This window comes from Kribbella capetownensis, from assembly GCF_004331485.1.
GTDB classification, from domain to species: Bacteria; Actinomycetota; Actinomycetes; order Propionibacteriales; family Kribbellaceae; genus Kribbella; species Kribbella capetownensis.
This window is the reverse complement of sequence record NZ_SJKD01000001.1, coordinates 167,473-187,938: the sequence shown is the minus strand read 5'-3', so window position 1 is coordinate 187,938 and position 20,466 is coordinate 167,473. Positions and strand designations below refer to the sequence as shown.

The following is a 20,466-nucleotide window of genomic DNA, read 5'->3' as shown; positions in this document are numbered from 1 at the left end:
GTCGAGTCAACCGTCGCCGACCCCCTCGGCACATCGGACGACAGGCTCGACCAGCCCCCTACGAAAGTCTGTCGGGGACATCCCCGACCCCCACCGGATGGGGGACGAGACGGCGTACTGCGGGCAACTACGCTGACAGAATGCGACGGTTGCGCCGGTGGTACGCCTGGTGGGTCAGGCATGCCCCGCGCCTGCGCGACTTCCTGTACGTCGGCTTCAGCCTGCTCACGATCGTTCTCCAGGCGGCCTCCGGTGACGGCGGCTGGGACATCAAGGACTGGTACGTCCTGGCCGCCGGCGGGGTGGCGTCGGTCGCGCTGTTCTGGCGCCGGCGGTTCCCGGCCGTCGTGACCGCGATCGGCGTACTCGCGATGCTGACGGCGGGCCTCGTCGTCCCGATGGGTCTCGCCCTGCTGACCCTGGCGATCCGCCGCCGCGACCTCGTCCTCGCGATCCTCGGCCTGTCCGCGTACGCCGCCTACGTCCTCAACATCTGGAGTGAGGGCGGCGGGTTCTGGGTGTCGGTCTTCAGCGGACCGTTCCTGATCGGGAGCTGGATCGCGGCCGGTGCCTACATCGGCGCCCGCCGGGACCTGATGGTGTCGCTGCGGGATCGGGCCGAGCGCGCCGAGGCCGAACGCGAGTTGCGCAGCGAGCAGGCGCGGCTGGGCGAGCGGGCCCGGATCGCCCAGGAGATGCACGACGTACTGGCGCACAAGGTCTCGCTGATCGCTCTGCACGCCGGCGGCCTCGAGGTGAACCCGGCCGTCGGTCCGGACAAGGTCGAGGGGTCGGCCCGGTTGATCCGGGAGACCGCGCGGCAGGCGATGGAGGATCTCCGCGAAGTTCTCGGCGTACTGCGTTCCGACGTCAGCGTCGACGGTGCCGACCTGACTCCGGTGCCGCGGGCCGCTGACCTCGAGCGCCTCGTGATGGCGTCGCGGGATGCGGGCGTGAGTGTGGCGGGCGAGTTCAACCTGCCGGACGACGTACCGGTATCGATCGGGCGGACGGTCTACCGCGTGGTCCAGGAGTCACTGACCAACGTGCACAAGCACGCCCGCGGTGCCTCGACCGAGGTCCTCGTGTACGGCGACCGCGGCGACGGCGTGACGGTGAGGGTGACGAACGTGCGCCCTGTGGCTGCTGGTTCACTGCTCCCGGGCGCCGGTGCCGGACTGGTCGGACTGCGTGAGCGGGTCCAGCTGGCCGGCGGGCGGCTGTCGACGGGACCGACGCCCGAAGGCGGCTGGCGGGTCGAGGGCTGGCTGCCCTGGCCGGACAGCCGGGAGAGTGCCGAGCCTGTGCATGTGGACGAAGGGGAACGATGACGCGGCTGCTGATCGTGGACGACGAGGCGCTGGTGCGGGCCGGGCTGAAGATGATCCTGGAGTCGGACGACGAGCTCGAGGTGGTCGCCGAGGCCGAGGACGGTGCCGACGCCGCGCGGATGGTGAAGGAACACCGGCCGGACGTCGTACTGATGGATATCCGGATGCCGCGGCTGGACGGCCTGGCCGCGACCCGTGAGGTCCAGGCCCTGCCGGATCCGCCGAAGATCGTCGTCCTGACGACGTTCGACCTGGACGACTATGTTTTCCGGGCGCTGCAGGCCGGGGCGAGCGGATTCCTGCTGAAGGACACCCCGCCGCGCGAGTTGGTGCAAGCGATCAAGGTGGTGGCGGCAGGGGACGCGATGCTGTCGCCCGCGGTGACCCGGCGGCTGATCGGGCACTTCGCCGCCGATCCACTGACGGACCGCCGGCGGGCGGCGAAGGAGCGGATCGCGAAGCTCACCGACCGCGAGCGCGAGGTGCTGGTGGAGGTCGGCCGCGGGCTGCAGAACTCCGACATCGGCAAGGCACTGTTCATGAGCGAGGCGACGGTCAAGGCGCACGTGTCGCGGGCGCTGGTGAAGCTGGACGCCACCAACCGGGTCCAGGTCGCGATCCTCGCCTACGAGGCCGGTCTGCTGGACGGATAGAGAAACCGGCCCAGGCCGTCGGAGGGGTGGGGGATCGACGGCCCGGACCGGTTTCGGGGTCAGCGGCGCCCGTGGGGGAGGAGACGCTGACGGGTCGGACTCAGACGCGGCCGAAGGCCACGCTGCTGGTCCAGATCTTCGCCTTGGCGACCGGGCGGCCCGGCTTCGAGGCGTGCCACAGCAGGTTGCCGCCGGCGTAGATGCCGACGTGGTACACGCTGCCGCCACCGCTCTTGAAGAAGACGAGGTCACCCGGCTTCGCGGACTTGCGGCTGATGTGCTTGGTCGCGGAGTACTGCGCTCGCGACGTACGCGGCAGCTTCTTGCCGGCCTTCTTGTAGACGTAGCCGGTGTAGCCGGAGCAGTCGAAGCCGCGCGGGGTGGTGCCGCCGTAGCGGTACGGGGTGCCCTTCAGCTTCGCGGCCTCCTTGAGCACCTTGGCCCGGAAGGTCGTCGTGGTGCTCTTGCCGTACGGACCCCACAGGACCTTGTGCTTCGCGGCCCAGGTGAGCCGGCCCCAGGTCTTCGGGTCCGTGTAGCCGGTGACACGAATGCCCCAGGAGCGCTGGAACTTGGCCAGGGTGTTGACCGTGCTGGTGCCGAAGTAGCCATCCGGTCCGAGGTGCAGGGCACGCTGCACGTACGAGACCGTCTTGCCCTTGTCCCTGAACCGGAGGTACGGGTGGCTGTTGATCGGCGCGTTGCCGCGGATCTGGGCCGGGGTCAGGGTGGTGGTGGCCGCCGAAGCGGGCGCCGGGCTGGTGGTGACGCTGATCGCGGCTCCACCGCCGACAGCAAGACCGACCGACAGAACTGCTGCGGCCGCCCGGGGTGCGCCGGACTTGGTGGGCTTGCGGTGTTTGGCGAGGGTCCGGCCGGTGGGCCGGACGATACTGGCCTCGCTGGGCTGGCTGACGGCGCGCGAAAGCGACGTCCGTCGGGCAGTGACGGGCATGGTTGTCTCCCGACGCCTGTGAAGTTAGCTGTCGGGTTCGGGCTGGGAATCATCGCCCGGTCCGCTCCCGCGGACTTCACCCCAGGGTTTCGACCACTCACGGTCGAGACCCAACTTCCTGGGTCCCCCACCTCTGCCATGGTTCTTCGAGGGGAGCACAAGTGCCTGGCAGAGCTCGGCGTTGACACATGTGCGGTCCGTGTTGTTTACCGAACCGCCGACGACTGTATAACAGAACGATCACGACGCAAACCCTCAGATCCACAGACACCCTCCGGAAAGGCCCTCAGTGGCTCTCTGACGGATCAGGGAGTTGGCGTGAACACCAGGCGTCCTGAGCGTGTCTGAGCGGGGCGCAGACGCCAAATCAGCGGCTTGATATGACCCCGGTCACATTCCATCGTGGCTTTCTGTGACAACGGGCACAGCGAGTACACAGGGCAGCCTAAGATGCTTGCGCATTCAGCTATCTCCGAGCAGCTCGCGGAACCGGTCCAGCCCCACGTTCCCGCCGGACAGCACCACCCCGACGCGCTCGGGCAGCCCCTGGATCCGCCCGGCCAGCAAGGCCGCCAGCGCGCTGGCCCCGCTCGGCTCCAGCACGATCTTCAGCCGTTCGAACGCGAACGCCATCGCGGCCACGATCTCGTCGTCGCTGACCAGCTCGAAGCGGTCCACCAGCCGCCGGTTCACCGCGAACGTCAGCTCGCCGGGTGAGGAGATCGCCTGCCCGTCAGCGATCGTCCGCGGTACGTCGATCTCCACCCGCTCGCCCGCGGTCAGGGAACGGGCATGGTCATCGCCGGCCTCCGGCTCCACGCCGATCATCCGGATCCCCGGCGACAGCTGTGACGCCGCGGTCGCGCAGCCGGCCATCAACCCACCGCCGCCGACCGGCACCAGGAGCGCGCCGAGCCGGCCGACCTCCTCGATCAGCTCCAGTGCGACCGTCCCCTGCCCGGCCATCACGTCGTAGTGGTCGTACGGCGGGATCAGCGTGAGTCCGCGTTCGGCGGCCAACTCCTTGGCCAGGGCGGCCCGGTCCTGCGTGTACCGGTCGTACGTGACCACCTCGGCGCCGTACCCACGGGTGGCCGCGAGCTTCGTCGGGGGAGCGTCCTCGGGCATCAGGATCACCGCGGCCGTCCCCGCGATCCGGGCCGCGAGGGCGACGGCCTGCGCGTGATTCCCCGACGAGTACGCCGCCACGCCGTGCTGGAGCTGGTCGGCGGACAACCGGCTGACCGCGTTGTAGGCGCCGCGGAACTTGAACGCGCCGATCCGCTGGAAGTTCTCCGCCTTGAGGAAGACGTGCGCTCCGACCCGCTCGTCCAGTGTCCTCGAGGTGAGGACCGGCGTACGGTGGGCGACCCCGGCGATGCGCTCGGCGGCGGCCCGGACATCTGTGAGACTCAGCTCGGCCATGGGGCGACGCTATCGCGATGTCAAGATCGTCCGGGCGGCTCCGTACTCATCGACGAGAGGCTCCCGCACCGGGGGCTGTGGTGAAGGAGAGATTGTGAAGTACCTGCTGATCATGAACATCAACCCCGACGTTCTCGCCGCGCTGAGTGAAGAGGAGCAGCAGGCGATCGGCGCCGGGCACCAGAAGGTGATGGCGGCCATGAAGGCGTCGGGCGAGTTCCACAGCACGGTCGCGCTGGCCGAGCCGCCCAAGTCCGCGGTGGTCACGGTCCGCGGCGGCGTACCGGCGGTGACGGACGGGCCGTTCGTCGAGGCGAAGGAGTTCCTCGGCGGCTACTACCTGGTCGACGTCGCGTCGGCGGAGCGGGCCTACGAGTTGGCCGCGATGATCCCGGACGCCGCGATCGAGGGCCTGGGCGTCGAGGTCCGGCCGGTCGTGTTCGAGGAAGGCCTCTGACGCTTGCCCACAGCAAGGGGTTCTCCACAGGGTGTGGAGAACCCCTTGTTTCTGTGGGTTTCAGGACGTCTGGTCGTCGACGTTCGCCTCGGCGGCGTTCTTCTTGATCGACTCGATGCCGTTCATCGCCGCGGCCTTGCTCGAGTAGCTCTCGCTGCTGGTCGCGATCACCTCGCCGTTGCCGGCCTTGAGCCGGAACCGGAACTCGCCCGACTTGTCCTTGTACAGCTCGAACTTCCCCGCCATCGGTCTACCTCCGTGAGGATCGGTATCACTGTCCGTGCCGGGAGCGTAACGCCGTCAGCCCGCCGGAACCTCGCGCACCACGCCGGGCGGGCCGGACCAGCCCGGCCACGGACCGGGCGACGGGCCGTCGCCGTCGGGGCGTTCCTCTTCCACTGTCTTGTACGGCTTCAGGCCGCGGGCCTGGTAGTTGGCCAGCGCGGCCGGACCGTCGAGCGTGTTCGTGTTCACCCAGACGCGGGTGATCGGGTCGACGCTCTCGTGCCGCTCGTGCAGGGTCCAGGCGTTCCGCAGGCCGACCGTCAGCAGGTGGCCGCCGAGCCCGCGGCCGATGAATCCGCGCAGCAGTCCGAAGTTCTCGATCTCGACCTCGCTGCCGACCCCGCGCATCGCGACGTACCCGGCCGGGATGCCGCCGGCCCACGGGACGTAGGTCTCGAAGCCGGGGCGGCTCAGCCAGTCGACCCACTGGTCCCAGTTCCAGCCGAGCTTGCCGATCCAGTGCCAGTGACCGCCGACCGCGGTGTAGAGGTACCGCGCGAACTCCGGTGACACCTCCTCGACCCGCCTGATCTCCACCGGCTGCTCCCGCGCCGCGATCAACTCGTCCGGGCTGTGCTGCTGCAGGTAGGTCATGACGCTGAGTGCCAACTACTGCTCCTTCTTCAGTACGCCGCAGATGCCGGCGACCACCAGGTCGATCCCCAGGGCGTAGTAACGGTCGGTCGAGGTCGGGCAGATCAGCGTGTCGGCGGCGGCCGTGATCAGCGGATACTTCCGCGGTGACAGGGCGGCCAGGGCGGCACGCTTCATCCGCAGGGAATCCTCGCGCGCGACCGGGTCAGTCACCTCGCGGGTGATCGGGTCGGTGGTCACCAGGGAGATCAGCGAGCAGACGGACTGCCGGCCGACCTCGGCCGCGTCGTCGGCCGAGAATCCGCCCTCGGTGAGCAGTTCCATGATCCGCTCGGACATCGCCAGCCCAGCCTCGGAGGCCAGGATCCGGGTCAGCGTGAGGTCCGCCAGCTTCGGGTGCGCACGGAGCGCCGTCACGAACGCCATCAGCACCTCGGTCAGCTGCAGGTCCCACCGTTCGTCGGTCGGCTCCGGCAGCACGACGTCCGCGAGCAGCCGGTCGCCGAGCGCGGCCAGCAGATCGTCCTTGTCCTTGAAGTGCCGGTACAGCGCCATCGGCGTGACGCTGTGCTGGGTCGCCAGACGGCGGAGCGTCACCGCGGCCGGTCCCTCCACGTCGGCGAGGGCCAGCGCGCTGTCGACGACCTTGTCCGGATCCAGGCGGCGAACGGGTTCTTTGGCAATCACGTTGACAAGTTTACACCGTAGACCTACCGTCTACAGGGTACGCATACAGCGTATACATACAACGTAGACTCTCGTTCTGAGTGAGGTAGGCATGCGACGCAGTCCCTGGGCCACCCTGGCGGTGCTGGCCCTAGCGCAGTTCATCGTGGTGCTCGACGTGACGATCGTGAACGTCGCGCTGCCGCACATCCAGGCGGACCTGAACTTCTCCGCCGACTCCCTGCAGTGGGTCATCAACGCCTACACCCTGCTCTTCGGCGGCTTCCTGCTGCTCGGCGGGCGGATGGCCGACCTGCTCGGGCCGCGCCGGGTGTTCGTCGGCGGGCTGCTGCTGTTCGGTGTCACCTCGCTGGTGGCCGGGTTGTCCAACTCGCCTGAGTTCCTGATCGGTGCGCGCGCCGTACAGGGTCTCGGCGGTGCGCTGCTGTCGCCGGCGGCGCTGGCGATCCTGACGATGACGTTCGCGCACGGGCGGGAGCGGAACATCGCGATGGGCGTGTGGGGCGGTCTTGCCGGCCTCGGTGGAACGCTCGGCGTCGTGGCCGGCGGTCTGCTGGTCGACTCGCTCAGCTGGCAGTGGGTGTTCTTCGTCAACGTGCCGATCGTGCTCGCACTGGTCGCACTCATTCCGGTGTTCGTGCCCGACGTACGGCACCACTCCGGACGGCGTACGTTCGACACGCTGGGCGCAGTGCTCGGTACGGCTGGCCTGATGGCGATCGTGTACGGCGTGGTGCGGTCCGAGCCTGCTGGTTGGGGCTCGTTTGAGGTGGTCGGCGTGCTGGTCGCCGGAGTGGCGCTGCTGATCTCCTTCGTCGTGGTGGAACGGCGGTCTGCTGCTCCGCTGGTGCCACTGCGGCTGTTCCGGTCGCGTGCGTTGAGTGTTTCGAGCGCATCGCTTGCCCTGAACGGTGCTGGGTTCCTCTCCATGTTCTTCCTGACTGCTATCTACCTGCAGCAGGTCCGTGGAGACAGTGCGCTCGACGCCGGTGTTCACTTCCTGCCCATGGGTGGTGCGGCGATCGTCGGGGCAGTGCTGGCTTCGCAGCTCGTGCAGCGCGTTGGTACGCGGACCGTGCAGCTCTCCGGCGCCGTACTGAGTGTGGTTGGTCTGCTGCTTCTCTCGCAGGCCGACGCGTCCGGCAGCTACGTCTCCCAGTTACTCCCCGGGTTCATCATCTTCGGCTTCGGCATCATCGGCGTCGGCGTACCTGGTCAGATCACCGCTGTCTCCGAAGTACAGCCGCAGGAGGCGGGTGCAGCTTCCGGTGTGGTCAACGCGATGTACCAGGTCGGCGGTGCACTGGGTCTGGCCATCGTCACGACCTTGTCCATCACCCACACCACCAACGAACTGACCCACGGCGCCACTCAGCAACAGGCCCTGGAAGCCGGCTTCGAACGCGGCCTCCTGGTAGCCGCGGCCTTCGCCGTAGCCAACGTTCTGCTGACCCTGGCATCCCCCCAGCTCCAGCCCACCTCAGAACAACTAACCGAAGCCACCGCCGCCGCCTAACCACTCCACAGCCCCGGCCATCCCAGCCGGGGCTGTGCCCTGCCCGGCCAGCTCAGCGAGCGTGTCCACCGGTCCGGCAAGTGCGGCGTACACGCGGGAGGCGCCGCGGCGCAGCGCCTCCTCGACCAGGGCCTGTCCGATGCCTCGATTGGCGCCGGTGATCAGGACGGTCCGGTCCGCGATGGGGTCTTCCGGCATGGTGTCTGGTTGGGCTTGTTGAGGCTGCTGAGGAGACAGACAGGGCGGGCTTGGGAAAGTGGTCGCTGGGGAAGCGACCAGTTCTGTCCATGGCCGGTGTCAGTATCGACATGGAGGTGGACAAAGTGTTGTTGCAGCGCGCGCGGGCAGGGGACCGGGACGCATTCACGGAGCTGGTCGAGCCGCATCGCCGGGAGTTGCAGGTGCATTGCTACCGCATGCTCGGATCGTTGCAGGACGCCGAGGACGCGTTGCAGGAAACGTTGCTCTCGGCATGGATCGGGCTGGACGGGTTCGAGGGCCGGTCGTCGATCCGGACCTGGCTGTACCGGATCGCGACCAACCGTTGCCTGAACGTACTGCGATCGTCGTCACGCCGACCGCCGGCCGCGACACCGTTCCCGGTCACGCCGCCACCGGAGCCCTCGCGGCTGGGTGAGGTCCCGTGGCTGCAGCCGTATCCCGACCTGCTGCTCGACGGTCTGCCTGGCGACGACCCTGGGCCCGAGGCCCGCTACGAGTCCCGCGAGGCGATTTCGCTCGCGTTCGTGACCGCCGTACAACTGCTGCCGCCGAACCAGCGCGCGGTGTTGCTGCTGCGCGACGTACTCGGGTATCGGGCTCGCGAAGCCGCTGAGATCCTTGGCCTGACCGAGCCGGCCGTCAACAGCGCACTCAAACGAGCCCGTACGACGATGGACGCTCAGTCGACCGGTCGGCCGACGCGCGGTCCCGAGGATCCTGATCTGGTCGAGCGCTTCGTCACGGCCTTCACCGCGCAGGACGTCGACGCACTGCTCGCACTCATGACCGACGACGTCTGGGTGCGGATGCCACCGCTCCCGTTCGAGTACGGCGGCACCGAAGCCGTCCACCGCTTCTTCACCGTCCTCGCCGGACACCGCCGCGAGATCGCGAAGATGGTCCCGGTTGGTGCGAATCGCCAACCCGCCTGGGGCGAATACATCCGCGACCCGGTCACCGGAGCCCTGCACATCGTCGGCGTGCTCGTCATCGGCATCACCGGCACCCGCATCCACGAACTGACCCACTTCGAAACAACCCTCGCGCCGTACTTCGGCCTGCCCCGGACCCTAGACTGACGGCCGTGCTCGATTGGCCGAACTGCACCAACGTACGAGACCTCGGCGGCCTGCCGTTGACCGACGGCGGCCGGATCCGCGCCGGCGCACTCGTGCGCAGCGACAACCTCGATCAGCTCACCGACGCAGGCGTCGCCGCCGTGCGTGCAGCAGGTGTGAGTCGCATCGTCGACCTGCGCAGTGTCTGGGAGTGCGAGACGTTCCCGTCCCCGTTCACCCACGACGACCGCTGGCTCAACGTCCCCCTCACCGACCCCGCCGACCCGGACGTCTCCACGTCGGAACTGTTCGAGCAATACCGGATCCTCATCGACGACTACCCCGACCGCTTCGCCTCCGCGATCACAGCCATCGCCGAAGCTCCACCGGGCGGAGTCGTACTCACCTGCCACGCCGGCAAAGACCGCACCGGCCTCGTCACCGCCCTCACGCTTGCCCTGATCGGCGTACCGCGCGACGCCATCGCCGCCGACTACGCCATCACCAACCTCACCGAATCCCGCCCCGGCTTCGACCTCCCCACCGCCGAAACCATCCTTCGGGTCCTCGCCCACCTGGACACCAAGTACGGCGGCCCCGTCGCGTACGTCATCCAAGCCGGCGCAACCACCACCCACCTGACGTCGTTGACCACCCGCCTCGGTCAGGCGGATCGGCAGGGCTAAGGTGCGGATATGGCGTCCGAGACGATCGACATCACCATGTCCGACGGCGTTGCTGACGCCTACCTCGCTCGGCCCTCGGGCGGCGGAGAACATCCAGGCGTGTTGTTCGTGATGGACGCGTACGGCGTGCGGCCGCAGATCGAGCGGATGGCGGATCGGATCGCCGAGCGCGGGTACGTCGTACTCGCGCCGAACGTCTTCTACCGCTCCGGCCGGTCTCCCGTGGTCCCGCTGGACGAGATCAGCGATCCGGGCCTGTTCGCGCGGATCCGGCCGATGATGAACGAACTGACGCCCGAGCGGATTGTCAGTGACGGCCGCGTCTACCTGGACACCTTGGAGCGCGTCGCGCCCGGACCGGTCGCGATCACCGGCTACTGCATGGGTGGACGGGTTGGCTGGCGGATCGCCGCGGCGTACCCGGACCGCGTCGCCGCGCTCGCCGGCTTCCACGTCGGCGGCCTGGTCGCCGACGGCGACGACAGCCCGCACCTGACCGCCGGGAACCTCACGGCCGACGTCTACCTGGGCTTTGCGGACAACGACCGCAACGCGACCCCTGAGCAGATCGCCGAACTCGACCGGACCCTCACCGACGCCGACGTCCGGCACCGCGCCGAGGTCTACCCGGGCGCCGCCCACGGCTACACCATGGCCGATACCACGGCGTACGACGAACCCGCCGCCGAACGCCACTTCACCGAGCTCTTCGCCTTACTCGACCGCACGCTGACGCACTAGCCGAAGCGGTGCTGATACTCAGCCGGTGTCATGCCGAGGCTCCGCTGGAAGTGCCGGTGCAGATGGCTCTGATCAGCGAACCCCGTGGCTTCGGCGGCTTCGGCGATTGGTACTCCCGCCTCGAGTAGACGTCGCGCCGCCCGGATCCGGTGAGCAAGCTGCAGCGCATGCGGTGGAAGCCCGGTCCGTTGCCTGAAGAGCCGAATAAGCCGGAACTTCCCGATGCCCGCGACCCCGGCAAGCTCGTCCAGGCCGACGTTCCGCTCAGGCTGATCAGCGAGGTACTCCAAGGCACTGCGAAGAGCGCGATCGTCTTGTGAGGTGATCGCTGGGCGTGCCGAGCGGATGGCTGAGGTTCGGTCGATGAGAAGGCGTAGCCACTCGACCAGCCGCTCGTCCTGCTCGAGCCGTGAACTCGGCGCCTCGAGCGTGGCATGCAACCGCAGGAACCCTGCAGCCAACTCCGGATCATTCAACACCGGCTCCGGGAACAGTACGTCGGCGAGTGGATCAGCCTCCGCATCCTCAGCCAGCGCCGCCAGATCAGCCACCTCGATCACCATCAACCGCGCATCCCACGGCCGACTCTCATCGACCGATCGCCCCGAGTGCGGGTACGACGGATCCCAGGCAACCAACTGCCCCGGCCGTACCACCCGCTTCTGCCGCCCCCGCCACGACCGCATCGGCTCGCCACCGACGACGCCGAACACGTACTCACCTCGCGGATCCACGGCGTACCGAGTGGTCCGCCCTGCCATCAGCAGCACCCGTCCCTCGCCGGGCGCGCGCCACATCCGAACCTGCTCCACCCCGCCATGCTAGGCACGCGCAAGAACGTTCAAGACACCCTCGACAGTGGCGACCTAGGTTGATCGACATGTCGATCACCCCACACCTCGTCGTTCAGGGCGCCGACCGCGCTGCGGCCTTCTACCGCGAGGCCTTCACCGCCGAAGAACTGGAACGAATCCCGACGCCGGACGGCCGACTCATGTCCGTCCGGCTCCGTATCGGCGACTCCCTGCTCCACCTCGCCGACGAGTTCCCCGAGATGAACGTCCTGGCCCCGCCCACCATCGGCGGCACTCCCGTCGTACTCGCGCTCGACGTCGCCGACGCGGACGCAGTCTTCGCCCAGGCGCTCGCCGCCGGCGCCGAGGTCCGCCAGCCACTGCAGGACACGTTCTGGGGCGCCCGCCATGGCCAACTGGCCGACCCTTTCGGCCACGTCTGGAACATCGACCAACACCTGCACGACGTACCCCACGAAGAAGTGGTAGCCGCCGCAGCCCGCGCGTTCTCCTGACCTACCTGAACGTCTTCTTGTAGAACGTGGCCGGGTCTTCGTAGCCCAGGGCAACATAAGAGTCCCCGGCGCGCCGACTGGCGATCGCAAGGTAGGAAGCGCCGACCGACTGTGCTCACTCCTCGGCATGCTCCATCAGCCGTCGTCCGACGCCCATCCGACGGGCACCCTCGTCGACCATCACTCCTCAACCCAGGCGACAGATCCGTTGGCGAGAAGGTCGTATGACTGTCGGCGAGCAGATACCCGGCAACACCTTGCCCGGGCACCTCCGTCTCCCGCGCCAGCTTCCAGACCTCGTCCCGATCACCTGCCCCAGCACCCCGAACCGACCGATCATCAGCCATGCCGCCCAGCATGCCAGGCACCCGCCTCTGCGCATCGGATTTGCTCATGGTCTCCGCATATCCAGCAAGCATTTGATCATTGCCGCAGTTGGTTTGGGTGACCACTCAAGGTCGTCGATGTGACGCTCATTAAAATGCCTGTGTGCCGACGTCAGCGCAGCGGTATTATTGGATCAGGCGAAACATTAATCCGCGGGTGCGAGTCCTTCGGCCGGCGGACACGAAGTGGCCGTGCCTCGGGCCGCCGAGCCTCAGCGAAGGCCCTGTGCCTGTTGCGCGACCTGGCACCATCTGCCGGTCGCCGCAGACCACGGCCGACCGGCCCGGGGGAAGGCAGGCGCAGGATGTCCGATGATCCTGCAGTGCGCGCAGAGTTGCGCGCCCAAATCGAAACACGGCGGGCGGGTATCACCGCCTTTCTGCACGACGTCCGCCCACGCCGCAACCGCCTCACCAATATCAGCATCGTCAGCAGCGCGCTAGCGGCGGTTTTGGTGGCAGGTCCGGCCGTCGGCGGTCTGGCATTCACAAACAGCGTAAAAGAAGAACTGTCAATCGCCACCGCTGCGGGCGTTTGGAGACCGCTCTGCGTGGCCGCATTGATCGTCTCTTTGGTGTCGGTGATTTCCGCGAACCTGAGCAAATCGCAGGATCTCGCCGCACGCGTCACCGCCGCCGAGGTCTGCAGCACCGAGCTCGAGGGTGTGGCGACCTCCCTCCAGTTCGGCCACCTCTCCGTGGAAGAGGCAGCCGAGCAGTACCACCAGTCCGTCAGCAAGATCCCCTTCGTCGAAGACCTACCAGACAAGCCGCGCACGTTCGAACAGACCTGACGGCGACTCAGCTTGCTTCGAGAACAAAGAAGATGAAGGACAGGAACCGTGACCGGTCCCCGATGTTGGGCGGTACGAGCTCGCGCGGACTCTCGGTGGAGAAGGTTGCCGCCGAACGCGCCGCCAACCTAGCCGCCGAGAGATCACATCAGTCCCGCGAGCGCCTCGAATCCGTCCATCCAAGGTCAGGGTTGGGTGTTGGTTTGGAGGGTGTGCTTTGGTGGGGCGACGCGTATCGCGGCCGCTGTGGTGTCGGCCGGTACCTGGATGGTGCCTTTGCTGACCCACTCGGTGATGTTGCCGACGATCGTGCCGACGGCCTGCTGCGAGGCCAGGGACGGTGCGGGAACTGTCCAGTTGGAAGGGCAGCGGCGGACGAGGAAGCAGCCGTAGGCGAACGTCGAGCCGTTGACCACCCGGGCACCGGACGGTGCGGTGTACGCGGTCGTGTGCATTGGCACGGCCTGGTTGTTCGAGTGGCAGTTGCCGGTACCGCTCGCGATCGTGGTCAGCCCCGGGTGCTTGTACAGCCCTGGCCAGACGTAGTCGACCTCGCCCGCGATGAACCCTGGCAGTGCAGTGCCTGCCGGGATGCCGTCGAACATCCAGCTGGTCCCCGTGGTCAGCGTTTGCCCCAGCACCGGGCAGATGTATTCCGCACCGAGCAACGGCTGCGAAGCATAGGCATCGCCCTGGTACCGCCACGTCGTCGAGTTGTAGCCGTCGGTGTACCGGTCGATATCCCACGCCCGCCGACTGGCGTCGGTGAAGGTGATGAGCCGGTACGCCGTGTTCGCGCCGAGGTTCGCCACATTCACGCCACGATTGATCGCCTGACTCAGCGCCGCGCGCATCCGGAGCGAGTAGTACTCGTCGTGCCCGGGCAGGAAAATCGTCCCGGCCCGCGCCGGTAGCTGACCGCCGAACTCGTCCAGATCGTTGTTGGTCCAATACGTGACGTCGAGACCCTTCGACTCGGCCCAGAACACCAGCCCCTGCTCCAGCGAGAGGAACTGCCCCGATCCCTGGCCGTCGTTGTACGGGCGATCGGAGGTCAGCCGACCGGAACCTCCGGCCACACCCCCGGAGTAGAAGCCCAAGCCACCATAGGAGTTGTAGGCCTGCCAGGTCGCGGTCGCCTGCTGGATCAGCAGGTCGTGCTTGATCCCGGTGTCGTCCCTGACGGTCAGCGGTGCGTACGACGCATACTGGCCATCACTGACCTTGATCAGATACGTGCCAGGAATCCAGTCCTTGTCCACGGGGATGGTCAGCGTCTTGGTCCAGGTCGCCGCGGACGTCATCCGCAACTCTTTGCCGTTGGCGGTGCCGCCCGTGGTCGGTGCCGGCTGCACGACGGTCGGTACGTCGTCCTGCCGCCAGACCTCACGGCCACCGAGGCCCTGGTAGTAGCCCATCCGGTACGCCACCACGCTGACCGGTTTGCCGGAGGTCACCTTGAGGTCAACGGCGTCGCCGCACGTCGCCGAGACCTCGGTGAGGTACGCCGACAGCGGGCCGTTCATCGACGTCGGGATGACCCACTCGTCGTCGCCGGGCTTCGCGTTCTCCGCGGCGGTCGTCGGCCAACTGGTCGGGCACCCCTCCGGAACGGCCGCGAAACCCGCCGCCGACACCGCCGGCATCGCGACCGGCGGAGCGATCAACGCGATGGAGCCGGTCCCGGACAGCAGCAACGTTCCTGTCGACGTCTGGGCAGACATCCCGAGGGTGAGGACACCGCCGTACTTGGACAGCACCAGTCCGTAGATCGGAATCGCCAGGCGTGCGCCGGCGGCAACGCTGATGGGAGCCTTGGGCGTCCAAGTCACATAGCCGCTCAATGTCCTGAGTGTCCCGTTCACGCTGGTGATCGCACCGCGCGATCCCCCCGGCAGCTGCATGCGCACAGACGACAGAACCCCAGCCCGCGTCACCGTACCTGCGTAGGTCAGCGTCGTGGTCTGACCAGGAATCGGTTTGGTCGCGGTGATGCGCACATCGGGCTTGTAGGTCTTGAGCGGCTGAAGGACCCCGGTGCCGGAGGTCAGGACCTGCCCGGCCGTTCCGGTCGCCTTGAAGCTGAGCGTCCACGGCCCACCGGCGGGCAACCGCAGCCCGTACAGCGGGATAGAGAAACGAGCGCCGACGGCAACGTTCACGGTCTTACTGGGCCGCCACGTGAGCACGCCGGGTGACGCCGTGCTCACTGTCCCGTTGACCGAGGTAATCCGCCCGGTCGAGCCGGAAGGAATCGAGACCACGATGTCCCGCAGGGACCCGGCCCGGAGCACGCTCGCCCGGTAGGTCAAGGTCGTCGTACCGTTCGAGGCTGTGGTCGCCGTGATGGTCACATTGGCGCCGGCCGCGTCCGCGGACCGCAAAACGAACAACGTGGCGGACGCCACCACCACAAGAACGACAGCAGACGTCATCAGCTTGCGGAACATCTCAACCCTTCCAGACTTGCTCGACAGTCCGGGTCAGCGGTTCCGCACACGCCTCACATCCGGGCCGGGCCCGGGCGCGCGTGAATAGTCGATCCCCACCCGTTCGAGACCTACATCGGTCCAGACCACCCACGCGTTACAAGATCAGGTAAGTTTTTGACGCAGCCCTGAGCGCGCGCCGATTCAGGCATCGAGCGCCTGCGGCATCCGCTCAGCCCCGGATGATGTCCCACACAGCAATCGTTGCCAGAAGCATCTGCCGCCTCGCCGGCCGCTCGCAGGTGCGCTGCACTCGATGACCATCGCCCGATGGGATCCTGCGTCCTGGCTGATGTCGGGCAGCCTGGGTGTTCGGAGCCACGCGATCGGCGTGACCACGGTCACTTGGAGGAGACGGCCAGCGTGTGGGGTCGAATGCGCGCGACAAGCGCACAAGTGCGGCGATGAGCCGCAGGCTACGTCGGGTGGGCGGGAGCACGCTGGGAAAAGAAAATCCCTCCCCGGTTGAGCGGAGAGGGTGGTGGTGGTCAGGGGCGGTCTCGAACCGCCGACCTTCCGCTTTTCAGGCGGACGCTCTACCAGCTGAGCTACCTGACCGGGGAGAAAGTAAGCGGCGGTGTGTGAACACCGCCGCCTTCTCCTGGCGACCCAGACGGGACTCGAACCCGCGACCTCCGCCGTGACAGGGCGGCACGCTAACCAACTGCGCCACTGGGCCAGATTGACTCGACGATCGTACAGCATCTCCGAGGTGGTTCTGACACCGGCCTTTCGGCCGTATCCCCAACGGGATTCGAACCCGCGTTACCGCCTTGAAAGGGCAGCGTCCTAGGCCACTAGACGATGGGGACTCGGACCCGCGGGAGCCGAAGCTCCAGGGACAGCCGTAAGCATAGAGGGTTTGTCCCCGCGCTCCAAAACGAGTTCCGGAGCGGGGCGCCGTACGCCGGGGAGGAGGTCGGCGTACGGCGCCCTGGCCGGAGAGAGCCGGGATCGCGCGGCCCTGGGTCAGGCGGTCGCGTCAGGGGCGATCAGCGTCGGGGTACTGCGCTGCGAACAGGTCGTAGAAGCTGCGGGACGGCAGGATGTGACCCTGTGGACGGGCCGAGTCGGCGACGCCGTACGCCCAGAGGGCCGAGCGCATCCGCTGTTCGGTGTGCCGTGGTGGCCGGCGGCGGTGAAGCCGCAGTCGCCCAGTTGGTAGAACATCTGGCCGAACGACTGGACCCGCTTCCAGTTCATCGAGGCACCGCGAGCATGGGTGAGGAAGTACGCACTGAACGCGTCCGGCATCAGTTCGGCCCAGCGCGACGCCTCGGGCGCCGGCAGGTCGTCCCGCATCAGGCCGCCGGCGTACTGGACGTGGTGACCGAACTCATAAGCCAGGATCGCCTGCGGTGCCACATCGCCGAGTCCGACCTGGGCAAAGCCCTCCATCACGCCGTCGCCGAACGCGATCCGCTTCGGAGCGATGCCGTACCCGGGGATGGTCTCGCCACCGGAAGCCGCGTACGCGTTGAACGTGAAGATCCGCAGATCGCCGTACCCCAGGGTCGCGCTGTTGAGCTCACGGGCGACCAGGTCGGCGGACACCCGGGACTGCTCCGCGTTGAAGCCGTAGACGGCGGTGAAGACCCGGTAGTTCACCTCTGGGTCGAGCATGGAGCGGCCGTGGGCAGGCACCAGCTCGATGTCGCTGGACGGGATGTCCCAGAAGCGGCGCAGGTCCTTGATCGTGCGTGACCTGGTTGGTGAACTCTCCATGGGCGCCGCAGGTGAACGGACCGGGTCGTCCGGCAGACCGAGCTGTGCGCGTACGGCGTCCGCCCGTGCCCGCATCGCCGGCAGATTGTCGACGATCTGCTGGATCTCGGGGGACAACTGCTGTGGTACGGCGCTCTGGACCGCATCGGGCTCGGCCTGGTCGAACGAATCGACGACGGCCTGGTGGTCCGTCCGCCGCGGCTGGCGATGGACGCGCTCGCGGAGCGGCACACCAAGCAGGCAGCCCTGGCCCACGAGAGCGCCGATGTCCTCACCGAGCTCTGGAAGTCGGCCGCAGGCCGCCACGATTACTTGGAGATCCTGCCGACGTACGCCGCCGCGCAGGCCGTCCTGAACTCGGTCCAGTCGGACACGCACAGCCAGGTCCGGGCCATGACCATAGGCAACCTGGCGGCCCGCGAGATCCGGATCGTCGAGGGCATGTTCGACGCGCTCGAGCGAGGCGTCAGGTACGAGGTCATCTACGGAGCCCACGTCCTCCAGGACGCCAACACCTTGCACATGGTGCGGTCGCGCGCCGGATCGGCCGGCTGCAGGAGGCGCTCGACGCCCAGACGAGGTTCCAGCTCGGCGTCCAGGCGTCCCGTCAGGGCTGGCTCTGACTCACTACGCTGGCAGCGTGATCGAGATGAGCCGGGCGGACTTCGAGGTGCTGGTGTCCGAGGCGCTGGACGAGGTGCCGCCGGAGCTGGCGGCGTTGATCGACAACGTCGCGATCTTCGTCGAGGACGACGCGCCGGCCGGGGACCCGGCGCTGCTCGGGATCTACGAGGGCATCCCGCTGACCGAGCGCGGGCACTACTACGGCGGCGTACTGCCGGACCGGATCACGATCTACCGCAACCCGACGCTGGCGATCTGCGACACCGTGGACGACGTCGTCGACGAGGTGAACATCACCGTGGTGCACGAGATCGCGCACCACTTCGGTATCGACGACGCCCGCCTGCACGAGCTCGGCTACGGCTGAGCCACAGGCTCTAAGAAGACCGCTTGAACAACAGCTTCCAAGGCATCAGCGCCGACTCCAGCTGCACCTTGAGGCTCATCTTCGACGCACCCGCCGTCCGCTCCTCGAACCGGATCGGTACCTCGGCGATGTGCAGCCCACGGCGGACCGTGCGGTAGTTCATCTCCACCTGGAACGAGTACCCGTTGCTCTGGATGGTGGTGACGTCGATCCAGCGGAGCGTGTCCGCCTTCCAGGCCTTGAAGCCGGCGGTCGCGTCCTTCACGTGCAGGCGCAGGATCGCGTTCACGTAGAAGTTCGCCCAGGCCGACAGCGCCCGGCGGTGCCAGCCCCACTCCGCGGCGGCCGAACCACCCTCGACGTACCGCGACCCGATCACCACGCCGGCGTCGGTCGTCCGCAGCGTCTCGACCATGATCGGGACCACCGAGGCCGGGTGGGACAGGTCGGCGTCCATCTGGATGACGATGTCGGCGCCGTCGTCCAGGGCGCGGCTGATGCCGGCGATGTAGGCGCGGCCGAGGCCGTTCTTCTCGGTCCGGTGCAGCACCGAGACCTGCTCCGGCGACGCCTTCGCCAGCTCGTCGGCGACGTCGCCGGTGCCGTCCGGGGAGTTGTCGTCGACGACCAGCATCTGCAGGCCGGGCAGGTTCAGGTCGGACAGCAGCCCGGCCAGAACGGGCAGGTTCTCCCGCTCGTTGTAGGTCGGCACCACGACCACGATCTTCGCTAGCTCACCCATGACATTCCTTCTTCGGAGACACCGGACGCTACCGTATCGGGCCGTCTAGCCTGTGACGGTGACCTGGCTGGGTGTCGATGTCGGTACGACGAATCTGAAGGTGTGCCGAGTTCCCGGCGGTACAACGCGATCGGTACCGACCCCGGATGATGCGCTCGCGCTGCAGGGCGCCGTACGGCGGTTGGTGGGCGAGCTGTCGGACGGGGAGCGGGTCGACGGCATCGGGATCGCAGGCATGGCCGAGACGGGGGCGCCGCTGGATCGCGGACTCCAGCCACTCACCAAGCTGATCACCTGGCGTGATCAGCCCGGGGTCGCGCAGGCCGAGCGGCTGCGGGCCGAGGTTGGTGAGTGCGGGGTGTTCGCCCGGACCGGTCTCCGCCTGAGTCCGAAGCTCCCCGTCGTCACCTGGCGCTGGCTCCGTGAGACCCAGCCCGCGACGGTCGCCCGCACCCGGATCTGGGCCGGCGCGCCCGATCTCGCACTCGCCGCGTTGACCGGCACGTACGCCACCCACCTCACCCACGCGCAGCGCCTGGGAACACTGGACCTCCACACCAGAGCGTGGGACCCGGAGCTCCTCACCTTCGGCGGGCTGGACCGTCTTCCGCCGGTGACCGAACCGATGACTGTGACGGCAACCACTGCGGCCGGCGTACCGGTGGTGCTGTGCGGCCACGACCATCTGGTCGGCGCCTGGGCGGCGGGGGTCAGGGAGCCCGGTCAGGTGGCGGACTCCCTGGGGACGTCAGAGGCGGTCATCACACCGAGCCACTCCCCGGTCATGGACGACGTACTGCGGCAGCAAGGCATCAGCACTGGCTGGTACGTCGATGGGCGGCACGGCTGCGCGATCTCCGGTCACGGCGCTGCCGGCGGTCTGGTCGAGCAGCGGCTGGCCGCGCTCGGGCGTGACTACGGGTGGCTGTCGGAGGCGCTGAACGCGGTTCGCGCGCCGAGCGAGCTGCACGTGGCCCCTTATCCACAGGGTCGTCAGGCGCCATTGCCGGACTCGACGCCGACGTACGACGTCACCCGGCCTGTGGACGATCACGGCGAGGAGATGCGGGCATTGGTGGACGGGTTGAGCTTCCACGCGCGGTGGATGGCGGAGGAGCAGACGCGGCTGCTCGGGATCGAATGGCGGAGCACGGTGGCTTTCGGCGGTCCGACTCGGCTCGCGGGGTGGATGGAGCGGAAGGCGTACGCGTCCGGCGGCCGGGACTTCGCCGTACTGCGGGGTGCGGCGACTGCGGCGGAGGGCGCTGCCCTGATGGCGGCCGAGGTGGTCACGGGTCGTCCGGTGGAGCCTTTGCAGGCAAGGCCGATCGCGGTTCGTCCACAGGTTGCTGAGACGTGGGATAGCCATTTCTGGCATCGATTCCATAGGGTGGTGTCGCGAACCGCCTGAGGAGGCCCT

The 20,466-nt window shown here is 67.9% G+C and carries 22 protein-coding genes, 3 tRNA genes and 1 riboswitch; of the genes, 11 read left to right on the top strand and 14 right to left on the bottom strand.

Going from position 1 to position 20,466, the window contains the following annotated elements; all coding sequences use genetic code 11:
* The first annotated feature begins 140 nt into the window (after positions 1 to 140).
* Both E0H75_RS00955 and E0H75_RS00950 read left to right on the top strand, forming a co-directional pair.
* Positions 141 to 1,331 (top strand): sensor histidine kinase, encoded by a 1,191-nt coding sequence (locus tag E0H75_RS00955; protein WP_131511133.1) that lies wholly within the window; start codon positions 141 to 143, stop codon positions 1,329 to 1,331.
* Entirely contained in the window at positions 1,328 to 1,984 is a 657-nt protein-coding gene (locus E0H75_RS00950; protein WP_131511132.1) for a response regulator, read from the top strand. Before E0H75_RS00955 ends, E0H75_RS00950 begins: the two co-directional genes overlap by 4 nt.
* Before the next feature lie 100 nt (positions 1,985 to 2,084).
* Here the strand turns inward: E0H75_RS00950 and E0H75_RS00945 are convergent, their stop codons facing one another.
* Both E0H75_RS00945 and E0H75_RS00940 read right to left on the bottom strand, forming a co-directional pair.
* Positions 2,085 to 2,939, bottom strand: a complete 855-nt coding sequence (locus E0H75_RS00945) for a C40 family peptidase (RefSeq protein WP_131511131.1) — start codon at positions 2,937 to 2,939, stop codon at positions 2,085 to 2,087.
* Positions 2,939 to 3,129: riboswitch (cyclic di-AMP (ydaO/yuaA leader) on the bottom strand. Its footprint overlaps the gene before it by 1 nt.
* 272 nt (positions 3,130 to 3,401) lie before the next feature.
* Complete coding sequence (locus E0H75_RS00940; RefSeq protein ID WP_131511130.1) at positions 3,402 to 4,364, bottom strand: threo-3-hydroxy-L-aspartate ammonia-lyase; 963 nt, start codon at positions 4,362 to 4,364, stop codon at positions 3,402 to 3,404.
* A 94-nt stretch (positions 4,365 to 4,458) separates the two neighbouring features.
* Between E0H75_RS00940 and E0H75_RS00935 the strand changes: the two genes are divergently transcribed.
* Positions 4,459 to 4,821 (top strand): YciI family protein, encoded by a 363-nt coding sequence (locus E0H75_RS00935; RefSeq protein WP_131511129.1) that lies wholly within the window; start codon positions 4,459 to 4,461, stop codon positions 4,819 to 4,821.
* A 60-nt stretch (positions 4,822 to 4,881) separates the two neighbouring features.
* Here the strand turns inward: E0H75_RS00935 and E0H75_RS00930 are convergent, their stop codons facing one another.
* Genes E0H75_RS00930 through E0H75_RS00920 form a run of 3 tightly spaced genes read right to left on the bottom strand, consistent with a single transcriptional unit; the run spans position 4,882 to position 6,387 of the window.
* Positions 4,882 to 5,067, bottom strand: a complete 186-nt coding sequence (locus E0H75_RS00930) for a YegP family protein (RefSeq protein ID WP_131511128.1) — start codon at positions 5,065 to 5,067, stop codon at positions 4,882 to 4,884.
* A 54-nt stretch (positions 5,068 to 5,121) separates the two neighbouring features.
* Positions 5,122 to 5,715, bottom strand: a complete 594-nt coding sequence (locus E0H75_RS00925; RefSeq protein WP_202872789.1) for an N-acetyltransferase — start codon at positions 5,713 to 5,715, stop codon at positions 5,122 to 5,124.
* Positions 5,716 to 6,387, bottom strand: coding sequence for a TetR/AcrR family transcriptional regulator (locus E0H75_RS00920; protein ID WP_131511127.1), 672 nt, complete (start codon positions 6,385 to 6,387; stop codon positions 5,716 to 5,718). It lies immediately after the preceding gene.
* Positions 6,388 to 6,478: 91 nt separating this feature from the next.
* On the opposite strand from E0H75_RS00920, the gene E0H75_RS00915 reads away from it, so the two are divergent.
* Positions 6,479 to 7,903 carry an MFS transporter gene (locus tag E0H75_RS00915; protein ID WP_131511126.1) on the top strand — a complete coding sequence of 475 codons (1,425 nt, stop codon included), beginning with the start codon at positions 6,479 to 6,481 and terminating at the stop codon, positions 7,901 to 7,903.
* Here E0H75_RS00915 and E0H75_RS43470 read toward each other — a convergent pair.
* Positions 7,877 to 8,101: a hypothetical protein gene (locus E0H75_RS43470; protein ID WP_202872788.1), complete on the bottom strand. Its 225-nt coding sequence runs from the start codon at positions 8,099 to 8,101 to the stop codon at positions 7,877 to 7,879. The two genes, E0H75_RS00915 and E0H75_RS43470, sit on opposite strands and share 27 nt — an antisense overlap.
* Before the next feature lie 110 nt (positions 8,102 to 8,211).
* On the opposite strand from E0H75_RS43470, the gene E0H75_RS00905 reads away from it, so the two are divergent.
* From E0H75_RS00905 to E0H75_RS00895, 3 genes are read left to right on the top strand one after another with little or no spacing between them, the layout of a single operon-like run.
* Positions 8,212 to 9,204: a sigma-70 family RNA polymerase sigma factor gene (locus E0H75_RS00905; RefSeq protein WP_131512912.1), complete on the top strand. Its 993-nt coding sequence runs from the start codon at positions 8,212 to 8,214 to the stop codon at positions 9,202 to 9,204.
* 5 nt (positions 9,205 to 9,209) lie between these two features.
* On the top strand, positions 9,210 to 9,869 hold the full coding sequence (locus E0H75_RS00900) for a tyrosine-protein phosphatase (RefSeq protein WP_238162744.1): 660 nt from the start codon (positions 9,210 to 9,212) through the stop codon (positions 9,867 to 9,869).
* Between the two features lie 9 nt (positions 9,870 to 9,878).
* Positions 9,879 to 10,610: a dienelactone hydrolase family protein gene (locus E0H75_RS00895; protein ID WP_131511124.1), complete on the top strand. Its 732-nt coding sequence runs from the start codon at positions 9,879 to 9,881 to the stop codon at positions 10,608 to 10,610.
* Here E0H75_RS00895 and E0H75_RS00890 read toward each other — a convergent pair.
* On the bottom strand, positions 10,607 to 11,422 hold the full coding sequence (locus tag E0H75_RS00890; protein WP_131511123.1) for a helix-turn-helix domain-containing protein: 816 nt from the start codon (positions 11,420 to 11,422) through the stop codon (positions 10,607 to 10,609). The genes E0H75_RS00895 and E0H75_RS00890 overlap by 4 nt on opposite strands.
* A gap of 68 nt (positions 11,423 to 11,490) precedes the next feature.
* Here E0H75_RS00890 and E0H75_RS00885 point away from each other — a divergent pair, with 68 nt between their 5' ends.
* On the top strand, positions 11,491 to 11,919 hold the full coding sequence (locus E0H75_RS00885) for a VOC family protein (protein ID WP_131511122.1): 429 nt from the start codon (positions 11,491 to 11,493) through the stop codon (positions 11,917 to 11,919).
* Positions 11,920 to 12,034: 115 nt separating this feature from the next.
* Here the strand turns inward: E0H75_RS00885 and E0H75_RS44890 are convergent, their stop codons facing one another.
* Positions 12,035 to 12,100: a GNAT family N-acetyltransferase gene (locus E0H75_RS44890; RefSeq protein WP_420323282.1), complete on the bottom strand. Its 66-nt coding sequence runs from the start codon at positions 12,098 to 12,100 to the stop codon at positions 12,035 to 12,037.
* Positions 12,101 to 12,610: 510 nt separating this feature from the next.
* On the opposite strand from E0H75_RS44890, the gene E0H75_RS00880 reads away from it, so the two are divergent.
* The gene (locus E0H75_RS00880) at positions 12,611 to 13,099 is read left to right on the top strand and encodes a hypothetical protein (RefSeq protein WP_131511121.1); all 489 of its coding nucleotides are present in this window, start codon (positions 12,611 to 12,613) and stop codon (positions 13,097 to 13,099) included.
* Positions 13,100 to 13,284: 185 nt separating this feature from the next.
* Here E0H75_RS00880 and E0H75_RS00875 read toward each other — a convergent pair whose 3' ends face one another.
* The 5 genes from E0H75_RS00875 to E0H75_RS00855 all read right to left on the bottom strand — a co-directional run bounded on the left by E0H75_RS00875 (position 13,285) and on the right by E0H75_RS00855 (position 17,808).
* Entirely contained in the window at positions 13,285 to 15,549 is a 2,265-nt protein-coding gene (locus tag E0H75_RS00875; RefSeq protein WP_131511120.1) for a N,N-dimethylformamidase beta subunit family domain-containing protein, read from the bottom strand.
* A 521-nt stretch (positions 15,550 to 16,070) separates the two neighbouring features.
* Positions 16,071 to 16,146, bottom strand: a tRNA-Phe gene (locus E0H75_RS00870).
* Positions 16,147 to 16,190: 44 nt separating this feature from the next.
* A tRNA-Asp gene (locus tag E0H75_RS00865) sits at positions 16,191 to 16,267 on the bottom strand.
* Positions 16,268 to 16,327: 60 nt separating this feature from the next.
* Positions 16,328 to 16,400, bottom strand: a tRNA-Glu gene (locus E0H75_RS00860).
* 157 nt (positions 16,401 to 16,557) lie between these two features.
* Entirely contained in the window at positions 16,558 to 17,808 is a 1,251-nt protein-coding gene (locus E0H75_RS00855) for a hypothetical protein (protein WP_131511119.1), read from the bottom strand.
* Between the two features lie 154 nt (positions 17,809 to 17,962).
* On the opposite strand from E0H75_RS00855, the gene E0H75_RS00850 reads away from it, so the two are divergent.
* Positions 17,963 to 18,304, top strand: a complete 342-nt coding sequence (locus E0H75_RS00850) for a metallopeptidase family protein (protein ID WP_420323281.1) — start codon at positions 17,963 to 17,965, stop codon at positions 18,302 to 18,304.
* A 10-nt stretch (positions 18,305 to 18,314) separates the two neighbouring features.
* On the opposite strand, the gene E0H75_RS00845 is transcribed toward E0H75_RS00850, so the two are convergent.
* Positions 18,315 to 19,046: a polyprenol monophosphomannose synthase gene (locus tag E0H75_RS00845; protein ID WP_131511117.1), complete on the bottom strand. Its 732-nt coding sequence runs from the start codon at positions 19,044 to 19,046 to the stop codon at positions 18,315 to 18,317.
* Between the two features lie 58 nt (positions 19,047 to 19,104).
* On the opposite strand from E0H75_RS00845, the gene E0H75_RS00840 reads away from it, so the two are divergent.
* A complete protein-coding gene (locus E0H75_RS00840) occupies positions 19,105 to 20,457 on the top strand; it encodes an FGGY-family carbohydrate kinase (RefSeq protein WP_165553353.1) in 1,353 nt (450 codons plus the stop codon).
* Positions 20,458 to 20,466 lie beyond the last annotated feature (9 nt).

What these genes read in the sequence shown, in the direction of transcription:
- E0H75_RS00940 (WP_131511130.1), bottom strand. Translation starts at nt 4,364, where the DNA reads ATGGCCGAGCTGAGTCTCACAGATGTCCGGGCCGCCGCCGAGCGCATC.
- E0H75_RS00950 (WP_131511132.1), top strand. Translation starts at nt 1,328, where the DNA reads ATGACGCGGCTGCTGATCGTGGACGACGAGGCGCTGGTGCGGGCCGGG.
- E0H75_RS00915 (WP_131511126.1), top strand. Translation starts at nt 6,479, where the DNA reads ATGCGACGCAGTCCCTGGGCCACCCTGGCGGTGCTGGCCCTAGCGCAG.
- E0H75_RS00880 (WP_131511121.1), top strand. Translation starts at nt 12,611, where the DNA reads ATGTCCGATGATCCTGCAGTGCGCGCAGAGTTGCGCGCCCAAATCGAA.
- E0H75_RS00955 (WP_131511133.1), top strand. Translation starts at nt 141, where the DNA reads ATGCGACGGTTGCGCCGGTGGTACGCCTGGTGGGTCAGGCATGCCCCG.
- E0H75_RS00930 (WP_131511128.1), bottom strand. Translation starts at nt 5,067, where the DNA reads ATGGCGGGGAAGTTCGAGCTGTACAAGGACAAGTCGGGCGAGTTCCGG.
- E0H75_RS00945 (WP_131511131.1), bottom strand. Translation starts at nt 2,939, where the DNA reads ATGCCCGTCACTGCCCGACGGACGTCGCTTTCGCGCGCCGTCAGCCAG.
- E0H75_RS00895 (WP_131511124.1), top strand. Translation starts at nt 9,879, where the DNA reads ATGGCGTCCGAGACGATCGACATCACCATGTCCGACGGCGTTGCTGAC.
- E0H75_RS43470 (WP_202872788.1), bottom strand. Translation starts at nt 8,101, where the DNA reads ATGCCGGAAGACCCCATCGCGGACCGGACCGTCCTGATCACCGGCGCC.
- E0H75_RS00875 (WP_131511120.1), bottom strand. Translation starts at nt 15,549, where the DNA reads ATGTTCCGCAAGCTGATGACGTCTGCTGTCGTTCTTGTGGTGGTGGCG.
- E0H75_RS00845 (WP_131511117.1), bottom strand. Translation starts at nt 19,046, where the DNA reads ATGGGTGAGCTAGCGAAGATCGTGGTCGTGGTGCCGACCTACAACGAG.
- E0H75_RS00850 (WP_420323281.1), top strand. Translation starts at nt 17,963, where the DNA reads ATGAGCCGGGCGGACTTCGAGGTGCTGGTGTCCGAGGCGCTGGACGAG.
- E0H75_RS00885 (WP_131511122.1), top strand. Translation starts at nt 11,491, where the DNA reads ATGTCGATCACCCCACACCTCGTCGTTCAGGGCGCCGACCGCGCTGCG.
- E0H75_RS00905 (WP_131512912.1), top strand. Translation starts at nt 8,212, where the DNA reads ATGGAGGTGGACAAAGTGTTGTTGCAGCGCGCGCGGGCAGGGGACCGG.